This is a genomic window from Pseudoalteromonas sp. NEC-BIFX-2020_002 (assembly GCF_013002825.1).
Classification (GTDB): Bacteria; Pseudomonadota; Gammaproteobacteria; order Enterobacterales; family Alteromonadaceae; genus Pseudoalteromonas; species Pseudoalteromonas neustonica.
Map to the genome: position 1 here is coordinate 35,825 of NZ_JABEPJ010000006.1, position 12,071 is coordinate 47,895.

The 12,071-nt window shown below is 37.4% G+C and carries 13 protein-coding genes; 10 read left to right on the top strand and 3 right to left on the bottom strand.

The window, feature by feature from the left end; all coding sequences use genetic code 11:
* Positions 1 to 46 precede the first annotated feature (46 nt).
* From bioB to htpX, 5 genes are all read left to right on the top strand, one after another.
* Entirely contained in the window at positions 47 to 1,087 is a 1,041-nt protein-coding gene (bioB, locus tag HJP15_RS08565) for a biotin synthase BioB (RefSeq protein ID WP_054204620.1), read from the top strand.
* Positions 1,087 to 2,229 carry an 8-amino-7-oxononanoate synthase gene (locus HJP15_RS08570; protein ID WP_054204619.1) on the top strand — a complete coding sequence of 381 codons (1,143 nt, stop codon included), beginning with the start codon at positions 1,087 to 1,089 and terminating at the stop codon, positions 2,227 to 2,229. Before bioB ends, HJP15_RS08570 begins: the two co-directional genes overlap by 1 nt.
* Positions 2,226 to 3,029 (top strand): methyltransferase domain-containing protein, encoded by an 804-nt coding sequence (locus tag HJP15_RS08575; RefSeq protein ID WP_064435402.1) that lies wholly within the window; start codon positions 2,226 to 2,228, stop codon positions 3,027 to 3,029. Before HJP15_RS08570 ends, HJP15_RS08575 begins: the two co-directional genes overlap by 4 nt.
* Positions 3,026 to 3,709 (top strand): dethiobiotin synthase, encoded by a 684-nt coding sequence (gene bioD, locus HJP15_RS08580; protein WP_170173538.1) that lies wholly within the window; start codon positions 3,026 to 3,028, stop codon positions 3,707 to 3,709. Before HJP15_RS08575 ends, bioD begins: the two co-directional genes overlap by 4 nt.
* Before the next feature lie 445 nt (positions 3,710 to 4,154).
* Entirely contained in the window at positions 4,155 to 5,018 is an 864-nt protein-coding gene (htpX, locus tag HJP15_RS08585; protein WP_054204617.1) for a protease HtpX, read from the top strand.
* Positions 5,019 to 5,102: 84 nt separating this feature from the next.
* On the opposite strand, the gene HJP15_RS08590 is transcribed toward htpX, so the two are convergent.
* The gene (locus HJP15_RS08590; RefSeq protein ID WP_054204616.1) at positions 5,103 to 6,620 is read right to left on the bottom strand and encodes a hemolysin; all 1,518 of its coding nucleotides are present in this window, start codon (positions 6,618 to 6,620) and stop codon (positions 5,103 to 5,105) included.
* Positions 6,621 to 6,916: 296 nt separating this feature from the next.
* Complete coding sequence (locus tag HJP15_RS08595) at positions 6,917 to 7,111, bottom strand: CBS domain-containing protein (protein ID WP_054204615.1); 195 nt, start codon at positions 7,109 to 7,111, stop codon at positions 6,917 to 6,919.
* A 117-nt stretch (positions 7,112 to 7,228) separates the two neighbouring features.
* On the opposite strand from HJP15_RS08595, the gene HJP15_RS08600 reads away from it, so the two are divergent.
* The 3 genes from HJP15_RS08600 (at position 7,229) to HJP15_RS08605 (ending at position 10,080) form a co-directional block, all read left to right on the top strand.
* Complete coding sequence (locus HJP15_RS08600; protein ID WP_249365821.1) at positions 7,229 to 7,696, top strand: GNAT family N-acetyltransferase; 468 nt, start codon at positions 7,229 to 7,231, stop codon at positions 7,694 to 7,696.
* Positions 7,697 to 8,141: 445 nt separating this feature from the next.
* Positions 8,142 to 8,384, top strand: coding sequence for a transposase (locus tag HJP15_RS22410; RefSeq protein ID WP_502706977.1), 243 nt, complete (start codon positions 8,142 to 8,144; stop codon positions 8,382 to 8,384).
* A 331-nt stretch (positions 8,385 to 8,715) separates the two neighbouring features.
* Complete coding sequence (locus HJP15_RS08605; RefSeq protein ID WP_170173540.1) at positions 8,716 to 10,080, top strand: S41 family peptidase; 1,365 nt, start codon at positions 8,716 to 8,718, stop codon at positions 10,078 to 10,080.
* 165 nt (positions 10,081 to 10,245) lie between these two features.
* Here the strand turns inward: HJP15_RS08605 and HJP15_RS08610 are convergent, their stop codons facing one another.
* The gene (locus tag HJP15_RS08610) at positions 10,246 to 10,767 is read right to left on the bottom strand and encodes a TetR/AcrR family transcriptional regulator (RefSeq protein WP_054452988.1); all 522 of its coding nucleotides are present in this window, start codon (positions 10,765 to 10,767) and stop codon (positions 10,246 to 10,248) included.
* 107 nt (positions 10,768 to 10,874) lie between these two features.
* Here HJP15_RS08610 and HJP15_RS08615 point away from each other — a divergent pair, with 107 nt between their 5' ends.
* Complete coding sequence (locus HJP15_RS08615; protein WP_054204610.1) at positions 10,875 to 11,057, top strand: hypothetical protein; 183 nt, start codon at positions 10,875 to 10,877, stop codon at positions 11,055 to 11,057.
* Between the two features lie 128 nt (positions 11,058 to 11,185).
* Positions 11,186 to 12,043 (top strand): alpha/beta hydrolase, encoded by an 858-nt coding sequence (locus HJP15_RS08620; RefSeq protein ID WP_170173541.1) that lies wholly within the window; start codon positions 11,186 to 11,188, stop codon positions 12,041 to 12,043.
* The last annotated feature ends 28 nt before the right edge of the window (positions 12,044 to 12,071 follow it).

A 12,071-nucleotide genomic window follows, 5' to 3' on the forward strand; every position in this document is an offset into this window, starting at 1 on the left:
TAGACTAAGCCAATATCACCGTCATTAAAAATAAAAAGAGAGAGTTATGGAGCTTGCACCAGTTCGCCACGATTGGACACATAAAGAAGTAAAAGCCTTATTCGAAATGCCGTTTAATGATTTATTATTTAAAGCCGCATCAGTTCATCGTGCAAACTTTAATCCAAATGAAGTGCAAATTTCGACTTTGCTATCTATTAAAACGGGTGCGTGTCCAGAAGATTGTAAGTACTGTCCTCAATCAGGTCATTATAAAACAGACTTAGAACGAGAACGCCTTATTGAAGTTGAAAAGGTAGTAGAGCAAGCTCGCTTAGCAAAAGAAAAAGGCGCAACGCGCTTTTGCATGGGGGCTGCATGGTCAGATCCAAAAGACAGAGACATGCCATATATCTCTCAAATGGTAAAAGAAGTAAAAGAGTTGGGTCTTGAGACCTGTATGACATTAGGTATGCTTGATAATGATAAAGCCCATGCGTTGCGTGACGCAGGACTTGATTATTATAACCATAACTTAGACACCTCTCCTGAATATTATGAGCAAATCATTACTACACGTACATTCCAAGACCGCCTAGATACCATAGGTAATGTAAGAGATGCGGGTATGAAAGTATGTTCTGGTGGTATCGTTGGTATGGGTGAGCAAGCTGCTGATCGATTTGGTTTACTTATGCAACTAGCTAATCTACCGCAACAACCAGAAAGTGTCCCTATAAATATGCTTGTTAAAGTAAAAGGCACACCGCTTGAAAATGTAGACGATTTAGATCATTTCGAATTTATTCGTACTATCGCAACGGCGCGTATCATGATGCCACTGAGTTATGTACGTTTATCTGCTGGGCGAAACGCAATGAATGAGCAAATGCAATCAATGTGTTTCTTTGCTGGCGCAAATTCAATTTTTTATGGCGATAAATTACTTACCACAGAAAACCCTGAGGCGGATGCCGATATGAACTTAATTAGAAAATTAGGTATGAACCCTGAAAAGCGCCATGACTATTCAGATGAAGCGTATGAAGCATCGTTGTCATCGGCTGTTGCTGATAAAGCAACCTCTGAGATGTTTTACGAAGCCTAATGCCTTTTTCATACATAAAAACGCATCTTCAGCAACGCGCTGACGATGCGCTATCGCGCCAGCGCCAATTAATAAGCCATTCCACAGGCAGAGAAATCACTGTTAATACACAGCAATACTTAAACTTTGCCAGTAATGACTACCTAGGGTTTGCCGCTGATGTTATCCAGCATGACACAGGTATTGCCTTAGGGAGTAATAGTTCTCCGCTTGTTACAGGTTACGGTATTGAGCAGCACCAACTTGAAACGTATTTGTGTGAGCTAATGGGCTTTGAAGCGGCTATGTTATTCAATAGTGGCTTTAGCGCAAACAATAGTGTGTTAAAAGCGTTATTCCACGATAAGAAAACAGCACAAGAAAGTGCGACCTTCCACGATAAACTCAATCATGCCAGTTTAATTGATGGCGGATTACATAGCCAAGCGGCGATGATCCGTTTTAATCATAATGACATGCAGCACCTGCAATCGCGATTAGAAAAATCATCAGCTAAGCATAAGCTCATTATTAGTGAAGGTGTGTTCTCTATGGATGGCGATCAGGCGCCATTAGCTAAATTAAAGGAATTAGCTAAGCAACATAATGCATGGCTTATGATTGATGATGCGCATGGTTTTGGTGTATTTGGTAATCAAGGATTAGGGACCTGTGAAACAATAAAACCTGATTTGCTCGTTATTACATTTGGCAAAGCACTGGCCAGCAGCGGGGCGTGTGTTTTAGCAAGTAAAGAGCTTGTTGATTATATGCAGCAGTTTAATCGCGATTACATTTACTCTACGGGACTATCGCCATTAATTACTAATTTAACACGCCAACGTATTAAGCAGATTGTAGGTGACGTTGGTGCTCTAAGACGCAATCGACTAGCTGATAATATAGACCATTTTAAGAAACAAGCATTGGCACATAAAATAGCCGTTATGCCATCAATGTCTGCGATTCAACCGATAGTGCTAGGGTGTGCAGAGCAAACCTTAGAAGCTGCCAATAAATTAAAAGAAAAGGGCATTTGGCTGACTGCAATTCGCCCACCAACCGTTCCTTTTAACACTGCGCGTTTGCGAATAACTTTAAGTGCTGCACATACTCATGATGATATTAACCGATTAGTGAGTGAACTTAAGGCTATTTTATGATGGCTGTAGAGCAACTATGTAACACAGAGAGTGATAATGATGTTAGCGCTCGGCATATAAAGCAGATAACTGCGACTAAATTCTCCCGTGCTGTTGCAGGTTATGCTGAGCACGCCAATGTGCAAAAACGCAGCGCAGATGATTTATTTGCTAAGGTTAAATCACACGCTACAGGGATATGTTTAGACTTAGGTGCAGGACCCGGTGTGAATACTGCGCGTTTACAGGCTCTATTTGGCACTACAATCGCGTTTGATTTAAGTTTTGATATGTTAAAACATAGTCAGGCTAGGATGGCTATTTGTGCCGATATGGATGCACTTCCTTTATTAGATAAAAGTGTTGACTGTATATTTAGTAATTTTGCCGTGCAATGGTCGCAAAATTTACCACATTTATTAAAAGAGTTGTATCGGGTTTTAAAGCCAGGTGGGGTAATATACCTAAGTTGTGTTGTCGATGGATCACTGGCTGAGATCAAAACAGCTTTTAATAAAGTTGACTCGCAAAGTCATGTAAATAAATTTCATACACTTGTTCAATTACAGCAGTATATTAGCGCTGCTAAGCTTGATATCAGCAGTTTAAACCAAACCTGCTACCAAGATAGTTATGAATCTCCCATGGCAGCACTGCGCTCTTTAAAAGCTATTGGAGCAACTAACCAACTTAGCCAACAAAAACGTAAAGGTTTGATGACTAAGCACCGCTTACAGCAAGTGTGTGCCGCTTTCCCATTAGTAAATGAGCGCGCAATTGTTAGTTATCAAGTAGCGATTATGGAACTTAAAAAAATATGAAACAATTTTTTATCACAGGTACCGATACAGATGCCGGTAAAACGCATGTTAGTTGTTTATTATTAAAGTTATTAGCTCAACATAAAAAGCGTGCATTGGGTTTTAAGCCGCTCGCAGCTGGTGCTGAAATAGCCTTTGATGAATTGGTTAATGATGACGCGCTTGCCTTAATGGAAAGTGCCACTGTCAGTGCCAAGTATGATCTAATAAACCCTTTTACTTTTGCACCGCCCATAGCGCCACATATTGCCGCTGCTAAAGCGGATGCAACTATTACTGTTGAGGGTATTAGCCAAGCTTACGCAAAGTTAAGTGAGTTAGAATGTGATCATATTCTAACCGAAGGCGCTGGTGGCTGGGCATTACCAATAAATGATACTGATTATTTATATGATTGGGTTTGCAAAGAGCAGTTGCCGGTGATTCTTGTTGTGGGGATGAAATTAGGTTGCTTAAATCATGCATTATTAACAGCGGCACATTTTAAAATGCTGGGTATAAATTGTGTGGGTTGGATTGCCAATCAGATTGATCCTGCTATGAATGAATACCAAGCTAATATAGATTCGTTGAAACTGCGTTTGCCATTTCCACTACTTGCTATAAGCCCTTATGCTGACAACCCGGCTAAATTACAAATTTATAAATCTCTCCTTGAAGTTTTATCAATTAAACCATAGGTATACCAAGTCACATCAAACTGTGGTTTTCAGCTGGAGTTAACAGCGATTTAGGCAAGGGATTGATTACAGACAATAGTTATTCCCTTATTAAAATCAGTCTTTTATAAAAGTAACTTAGTTTGAATCGCTTTCAAACCAACCAGCAGGGCGTTTCACAGGCACTTACTCTATACGTTATTTTTCCTAAAAGGGACTGCCATTATCGCGAAGTATAGCCTTGATCTTAAGCTCCTATGAAACGTTGAATCCTGTACCTTGATATGACTTGAGTAAATCACTTGCTTTTATGACATAGTTTGTCACACAATAGCGACCATATCCTATAGTGTCCTTACGATAGTCTGTTCAGTGATATGTAATTTTATTAAGTAGCGGTTTCAAATTTATCTCTGAAAGAGATACAACCGTTACTTAATACAATTGTTGTTACACTGAGGATATTATGAAACGTGTTTTTTTGTTTTTACTAACTAATTTAGCAATCATGCTGGTTTTAGGCATTGTATTGTCTATTTTAATGAGTGTGTTTGGCATTAGTAACCGAAGTTTAGGCGGTATACTAATGATTGCTGCTGTGTTTGGTTTTGGTGGATCGTTTATTTCATTGCTTATGTCCAAATGGATGGCGAAAAGATCGACCGGCGCGTATGTTATTGAACAACCGCGTAATGAAACTGAGCATTGGCTAATGCAAACAGTTGCTGAACAAGCACACAAAGCAGGTATAAAAATGCCTGAGGTAGCGATCTACGACAGTCCTGAAATGAATGCATTTGCAACGGGCCCGAGTAAAAATAATTCATTGGTTGCTGTGAGTTCTGGTTTATTGCAGCACATGAGCCAAGATCAAGCCGAAGCTGTACTAGCCCATGAGGTATCACACATAGCAAATGGTGATATGGTTACGTTGACGCTGATACAAGGCGTGGTAAATACCTTTGTCATTTTTATTGCTAAAGTACTCGCAGGTATTGTTGATAACTTTATAAATAGCGATAAAGAAGAGAGCGGCAGTAGCTGGACTTACTTCTTATTCGACATAATTTTCCAAATGATATTTGGTGTGCTGGCGAGTATTGTTGTGGCTTATTACAGTCGTAGGCGTGAGTTTGCTGCAGACACGGGAGCTGCTAAGTTAGTCGGTGCCGATAAAATGCGCTCTGCGCTTGAGCGTTTAAAACAGAATCACCCATCACAATTAGAAGGATCAATGATGGCATTCGGTATTGCCAGTGGTAAAGGTGTTGCAGAATTATTCTCATCACATCCACCATTGGATGAGCGAATAGATGCTTTACGTAAATAACTAAATGTTATTAAAAACAAATAAGCCAGCAATGCTGGCTTATTTGTGGGGTAATTTATTACTTTAAGCGAAGGCTTTAAGTGTTTAATTACACCCTTTTTGAATTGGCTGTGTAGTAACGTTGACGACAAAGTCGTTAAAGTCATTATCGTTTTGGTCTTCCCAGTACTGCTTAGTGCCATGCGTTTTATAAGCTGTTTTTAGTTTACTTGCATTACCATTGACTGCAAGTACATACGTAATTGAGGCGCTTGCTGCAACATCGTAGTAACCAGCTGCACCACGTTCGTCAAGTAGTTTTATGTACTGATTATTAACTTTTACACCCCAATCATTATCGTATCCTGCACTTTCAGACACAAAACTATAATTGATGCGAGTAAAGTTTTCAGGAACACATTGTTCATCATTATTCAATATTGAAGCTGTTACTGAGCTAGAGCCGGTCGCATTTTGTTCTGCTACGGCATTAACGGTAAATGTTTTTGTCTCACTAAAATCATCGTTCTCAGATGTAGGAATACTGATAGTGACACGCGTTTCACCAGCTGGAACCGTAATTAATTGATCAGGATAATTATAATCTGATGATGTGGCTGTATCAGGCGTGGTAGAGATATAAATTTCTATATCTTCTTCATAACTGTTACTTAGCTCTAATTGATAAGATAACGTGTTACCTTCATCAACAGTGTCTGCTATTGCGACTAATGTAAAAGTTGGAATATCTGAAACAGTACAAATAGGCGCTTCATAACACGCAACCGACTCATTAAGGTTCGTTGCTAAATCATTAATACGAACAGGGAAATCTGCAACATGGCAAGTGTTACCAGTATTCTCATTAACTTTATATATTTGTGATTTATTAGAGTGGCCTAAGTCCGTTAACAACGTACGGCTTAAAAGGATATCACCTTGCTGATTTAAACTAGCACCGGTTACAGTTGTTAGCTTGTGATCTGACAATTTAGTTGCTGAAAGTGACTCAACATCAACTTTATATAGGCTACTACTAGTAACTAGAATTAACTCGCCATTTTTGTAAACCATATCACCACGCCAAATGCCTTTCGCATTTTCAAGGCCTGAGATTTCACCTAGCTCAGTGGTCTCGGCTGTATCAGGAGAGATCGCATAAAGTTTATTTTTATATGAACCAATTAGTCGGTTATTTTGTTGATCATACGTTAAACGATACATGTTGTTAGTTTTACCCACTTCAACATGTTCATTGGTATTTAAATCAACATAAGCAAGTTTTACATATTTAAACTTGCTACCACTGATAGGTAAAGACTTTAATTCTGTTGAGTTAAAGTCAAGATGGTCTACTTCAACTTTATAGCCTGTAGGGCGAGGTGCTGAAATATAGTACAAACGATTAGAATCTGTGACATGTGCTAAAGCTGAAGAGCTATACTTTGCACGAGAGTGGGCTTGAGCTTGCTGTGTAAACTCATCTAGTTTAAATACAATTGCCGTGTCACCACGACCTGCATTAATCCCATAAAGTTGACCTGAACATTGATTTGCATGCGCAACTTGCAAAGAAGATAAAATAGCAATTGATAAAGAAGCAATTTTTAACGATGATTTCATAATAATAGACCTTAAACTTTATTCCATAAACACAGCTACAGTAAATTTGAGGTAATTACAATTTGGTTTATAGCTGTCTTTCCCTAATACCAAATGTGTATTGCTTGTTTCCTATAAGCCTAGCGCATCCATTATTAACCTCAAAAACTAACTTTAGTATCCTAGTCAATGACTACTAAATCAACAAAAATGAGCTTTTAGAAATAATTTATACACAAAATGCTGGTAAGTAGGGATAAATAAATTAGAATAAAGTATTGTTTTTGGTTCTATTAATGGTCCTTGGTTGGTAATTGTTAAGATTCTCTAGCTTGTTGGTTAGGTAACAAACTCTCAATTATTTCACGGGCGGGGAGTGTGTGTCTAACACCATTAAACATCACAGATGTGAATTCTTCAATACTCGTGATCCCCGTTAACGTCCAGCCTTCGCCTCTCGTTGGGCAGTAAACGGTAGTAGTCGGTTGGATCACTTCAAAATCTTTACTCATAATATGTTATACCTTTAAACTTGTTAGCTAAGTATCTTAAGGTAATAATAGGCAGCTATAAAGCCATAAGTAACACTTTTAATTATGTTTAGTACATTACAACTGCCTAGAGTTTCATTGAGATTACTAAATCACAAAGATGGTCATTCGCTTTGGTCAATATTATCAGATAGACGGGTTGGAGAATTCAACGACTATGATTTGCCATTAAGCCGAAGTGACGTAAAACAAATGATCCAAGATGACATCAGCGGCTTTTACGAACAAAAAGTAGTAAGGCTTGCCATTATTGAAAGTACAACAAACGCATTTATAGGCAGTGTGGGTATTTATGATATTAATGGTGACTCTGCGTGGCTGGGTTTTGAATTAGCCCCGCACTATTGGCAGTGTGGCTATATGTTTGAAATACTTGAACTACTGATTACTAAAAGAATGTTGGAAACGGGCTTCCCAGATTTTACTCATCAAATACAGACCTTTCAAGCTAATGTATCACCGCACAATATAGCGTGTATAAAACTACTCTCCAAGCTTGGTTTTGAACTTAAAGAAAATACTGTGTGGATGCGCACCATTATTTAATGCTCCATTTGATTAACAGTACCGTTGAATCAGTTAATATACATGGCACTGTTTTTATATACAGTGTTCGTTTTTATTGTAAGCGGATAGCTTGGTTAACTTGAGAACACATCATACAGCTGGTGGCTCAATAAAAATACTTGCTGTCAGAATAGGGCACTTTAGTTGGGCATGCTGACATGGCTATAATTTTGTGACGCATTTATCTAACTTATTAAATTATAAATATAAAAAATTAAAACTGAGCTTCTCAAGAGTAATAAGGTCCGCTTTGTATAAGGCTTTCTAATATATAAAGTAAATAGGCCTTCAAAACTTTGGTTAAGTATTAAACATGCTTGTCTTTACGATTTATTTGATTATGCATAACCAACTTTAAGCTGTATGTAAAGGCACTGAATTAAAACGACTTCGACAGCATGTAGAGGATATGATTTTTCGAATAATGTTGGCAATTGTGCATGATGAAGCTGAATGCGCCCATTGTGGTAGTCACGAATTCACAAAATACGGAACAACAGCGCGAGGTCTAAAGCGATACAAATACAAAGCCTGCACTCGGACGTTTAATTCACTTTCAGATACGCCACTATTTGGCATGAAGAACAAGATAAAAGGCATTTGGTTTACAGTCAAGAATGGCATCAATATTCAGGTGGGATTATTGAAGCCGATGAAACCTTTATAAATGAGTCGGTCAAGGGTAAACGCCAATTGGATAGACCAGCTCGCAAACGTGGGGTTTATAAGCCATGACATAACCAAAGTGCCCGTTTTTCTTGCATTAGATCGCAACGGTGCAGTTACGCATTGCGTATTAAAAGAAACTCAAGAGAAGAGTTAGAGAAATTTCTAGCGCAGGCATTAACACTTGAGAGTGCATTGAGTACAGATGGCAACCTGCCTTTCGCGCTTGACCATTAACGACTTATAGCGGTATAGATGGTATATACCATATTCAAACACTAAACAACTGGATGGTGCGCTGTGTTTTAGCACTGTAAATATGAGAGATTGATATGGATTATTTAGTTAAACAACTGCTCATTGGTTTGTTATTTTTAATGACTACAATTATGAGTAGTTTTCATTCTTCGGCAACTGCCATTTGGAAAACTGAAGGGTATGGATATGTGTTTGATTTAACGAATCATGTGAAACCACTTGTCTACGATATCAGTGATAATTATTGTCTTTTGAATCATTTTTTAACTGATGAAGCTCAAAGAGATGGTGTAACCATTGATGAAAAAACTAAACAATTAGACTTTGATAAGTTATTCCCTCTATCTGTCACAAAGCTCGGTGTATTACCAAAAACTTGTACTTCTAATGAGCTAAATGGCTTTCAAAGCAATAGCTATGTATTCAATAGTCGTCAGGTATTAAGAGTTGTATTAGACAGCTTTTCTTATCATTACGCATTTACTGAAGAAAAAGAGCTAAACTGGAAGGCATTGAAGTCACGGTGGCTCCAACGCGCAGATAACAATACAACCCCTGATGAACTACAACAAATCATTGACGAATTTCTTGAATATATCAGAGATGGTCATGCGATATTGATTGATGGCTCTTTAAATAGGCTAAGCCATTACTCACCGAGAAAGTCTGCTTCAGAAATAAGACTGAAAGAATATCTAGTTGAAAACTCTGAGTTTTCGGATATTTCACAAGTTTACAGGTATATCTATCGGCAATGGATAAAAAATGTAGAATCCTATTTTTCTACCAACAAACCTGCACAATATCTAGCGGATAATTTCCTTATTGCAAAACTCAAAGGTGGTGGTTCGTACTTTAGAGTCGAAAGTTTCGATGCACATGAAACACAGGAAGTAATGCAAAAGATAACGCCACACTTTAATCGCTCTAAAGGAGTGATTATAGACCTTAGGGATAGTTCTGGCGGAAGTGATTTAGTCGCTTTACAAATAATGTCCTACCTTATAGATAAACCACTTCGAATTGGCACTAAAAGCTTCAAAGTTCCAACTGGCATGAGTGAAAAGAAAGGCATACTTGTTTCCCCCGCAAACATTAAACCTTTCGTTGGTAAAATTGTTGTGATTACCAGTCACCTCACGCCAAGTGCTGCAGAGGTGTTTTTAATAGCATTAAAGGCGAGGAATAATGTGATATTCATCGGTGAAAATAGTTATGGAGCCTTAAGTGATGCGTTGATAAAAGCACTACCAAATGGTTGGGGGATTACGTTATCTAATGAGTTTTATGCCGACAGTGAAGGGCAAAGCTATGAATTTGTCGGAGTTCCTGTGGAACATGCATTTGAGTTTCCTAACATCAAAGACCTTGAGGAGAGTAAAGACTCTGCGTTGGAATATGCAATAAAACTTTTAGATGAACAACCCGATAGAAATTAATTTAAGTTGAGCTGCACTTAACAATTGATAAATTGCGTAATATTCAATTACCAACATAGAAAAGGTTCAGCGCCATATAAAAGCTGTGGTTGGAAATGGTAGCCTAATAATATTAGGCTTTAATTACATATTGTGAATTAAGTAGCTTAAAACTACAGTTATAAGCTAGATAATTGCTATTTTATTCATTAACATGCGTAACATTTTTTTTGGATCGGGGGTTGTTTGATTCAAACCTGAAATAATTGTCATAAAATAACAATCCATCATTATAGACGCTTTAATGTCATCAAATTGAGGTTGTTCACTAAATAGTAGTGCTTTAAAGTCATTTATTTGCAGCTCAAAAAACTCAGTTTGCCAAATCATATCGCTAATTAGTATTTTACTAAATTCAATATTACTACAATAAAATTCAAATAACGGTTGGGCGTAATGATGTAATTTCAATCGAGGTGAATGTTGAACATCGGTCTCTTTTGACTGCATGATTATTGTGCCTATCTGCTGATGCATACCAGCTTTAAGTAGGTCAATTTTGTTTTCAAAATGACTAAATACCGTGCCGGTTGCAACACCTGCATTATTAGCTATTTGCCGTGTAGATGTTTGCTCATAGCCTTGATTTAAAAATAAGAGCCAAGCAGAATCTAAAATTTTATGCCGTGTTATATTTTTTTTATTCATTTATTTCATTACTTTATTTGTTTTTTAGAGTGACTTAAATTACATAGCTTGATTTGTTGAGCGCGCTCAATTATATTTATGAGCACGCTCAATAAAAAGGAAGCAAAATGAATTTTTTCAAACGTGTTATCGGTTATGTTTTATTTTTACCATTCATCGGTTTTTATTCTTACATGTTAGGCCCGTTACTTAAAGGTATATTGATCCCTGGTGGCTTGATCATGCTGTGGCTTATTTTAGGCCCAAAAGAGGGGTATCTTGCCTTAAAAAAAGCGTTTATAACAAAATGATTATTTAGCCCTTCATCTTGTTCGCCTGTTTTAAGTGTAGTCACTGTGCTTACTTATAATAAAGATGTGACTTGTTATCTATTTTTTGATACGTTTTGTGAACTCTAAAATCTCATTACAAAGAACGAATGAAAATAAATAAAAGTCATATAATTACTTTTTGTTTAGTCATTGCATTGGTGGGAGTGATTACACTTACTGCGCGTTATAATGATCATTATGTATCCTCCTTTATGGATATTACAATAGAATCTAATGTATTGAATGAGTCAAGAAAGGTATTTATTCGATTACCTGAGAATTTTGATTCAAATAAAGCTTACCCGTTAATTATCAGGACTGATGGTAATTTTAACTTAACAAAATGGGATGCTGTGCTTAACGAACACACTAAAAATGGAGTTATATTAGTGTCAATTCCAAATCAATTTTGGGAATTCACACGTAATAGAGATTTAGTGCCGCCATATGCTCGACAAGATGTAAATACTGATGCTAGACCTGAGCCGAATTTTGAAGCGCGAGGTGAGGCTGATAAATTTTTACAATTTATTGAAATTGAATTACTCCCTTACCTGTCTTCAAATTATAAGCTAACAGATGATCGTATCTTAAGTGGTTTTTCAGCAGGCGGTAGTTTTGTACTTTACACATTGCATACAAAACCAGAGCTTTTTAATGGTTATTTCGCGTTTAGCCCTGCTGCGTGGTATGACGATATGACTGTTGTAAAACACTTTACTGATTTTTTACAAACATCGTTACACGAGTTACATCGGCCAACTTATTTGTACATTTCAGTTGGTGGGGCTGAGCATCCACTAATGCTTAATGCGTTTAATAAGCTTGAAGATACATTAACAGTAAATAGAAATGACCGCCTTGAGTGGCACAGCACCATAAATGCACATGCAGAGCATTCTGAGAACCCAGCATTAAGCGTCGAAAGTGCGCTAACTCGCTATAATAAATTTATAGAAAAATGACGCGTATATGCAAAGTATTGAACAGAAA

What these genes read in the sequence shown, in the direction of transcription:
- bioB (WP_054204620.1), top strand. Translation starts at nt 47, where the DNA reads ATGGAGCTTGCACCAGTTCGCCACGATTGGACACATAAAGAAGTAAAA.
- HJP15_RS08570 (WP_054204619.1), top strand. Translation starts at nt 1,087, where the DNA reads ATGCCTTTTTCATACATAAAAACGCATCTTCAGCAACGCGCTGACGAT.
- HJP15_RS08575 (WP_064435402.1), top strand. Translation starts at nt 2,226, where the DNA reads ATGATGGCTGTAGAGCAACTATGTAACACAGAGAGTGATAATGATGTT.
- bioD (WP_170173538.1), top strand. Translation starts at nt 3,026, where the DNA reads ATGAAACAATTTTTTATCACAGGTACCGATACAGATGCCGGTAAAACG.
- htpX (WP_054204617.1), top strand. Translation starts at nt 4,155, where the DNA reads ATGAAACGTGTTTTTTTGTTTTTACTAACTAATTTAGCAATCATGCTG.
- HJP15_RS08590 (WP_054204616.1), bottom strand. Translation starts at nt 6,620, where the DNA reads ATGAAATCATCGTTAAAAATTGCTTCTTTATCAATTGCTATTTTATCT.
- HJP15_RS08595 (WP_054204615.1), bottom strand. Translation starts at nt 7,111, where the DNA reads ATGAGTAAAGATTTTGAAGTGATCCAACCGACTACTACCGTTTACTGC.
- HJP15_RS22410 (WP_502706977.1), top strand. Translation starts at nt 8,142, where the DNA reads ATGTTGGCAATTGTGCATGATGAAGCTGAATGCGCCCATTGTGGTAGT.
- HJP15_RS08605 (WP_170173540.1), top strand. Translation starts at nt 8,716, where the DNA reads ATGGATTATTTAGTTAAACAACTGCTCATTGGTTTGTTATTTTTAATG.
- HJP15_RS08610 (WP_054452988.1), bottom strand. Translation starts at nt 10,767, where the DNA reads ATGAATAAAAAAAATATAACACGGCATAAAATTTTAGATTCTGCTTGG.
- HJP15_RS08615 (WP_054204610.1), top strand. Translation starts at nt 10,875, where the DNA reads ATGAATTTTTTCAAACGTGTTATCGGTTATGTTTTATTTTTACCATTC.
- HJP15_RS08620 (WP_170173541.1), top strand. Translation starts at nt 11,186, where the DNA reads ATGAAAATAAATAAAAGTCATATAATTACTTTTTGTTTAGTCATTGCA.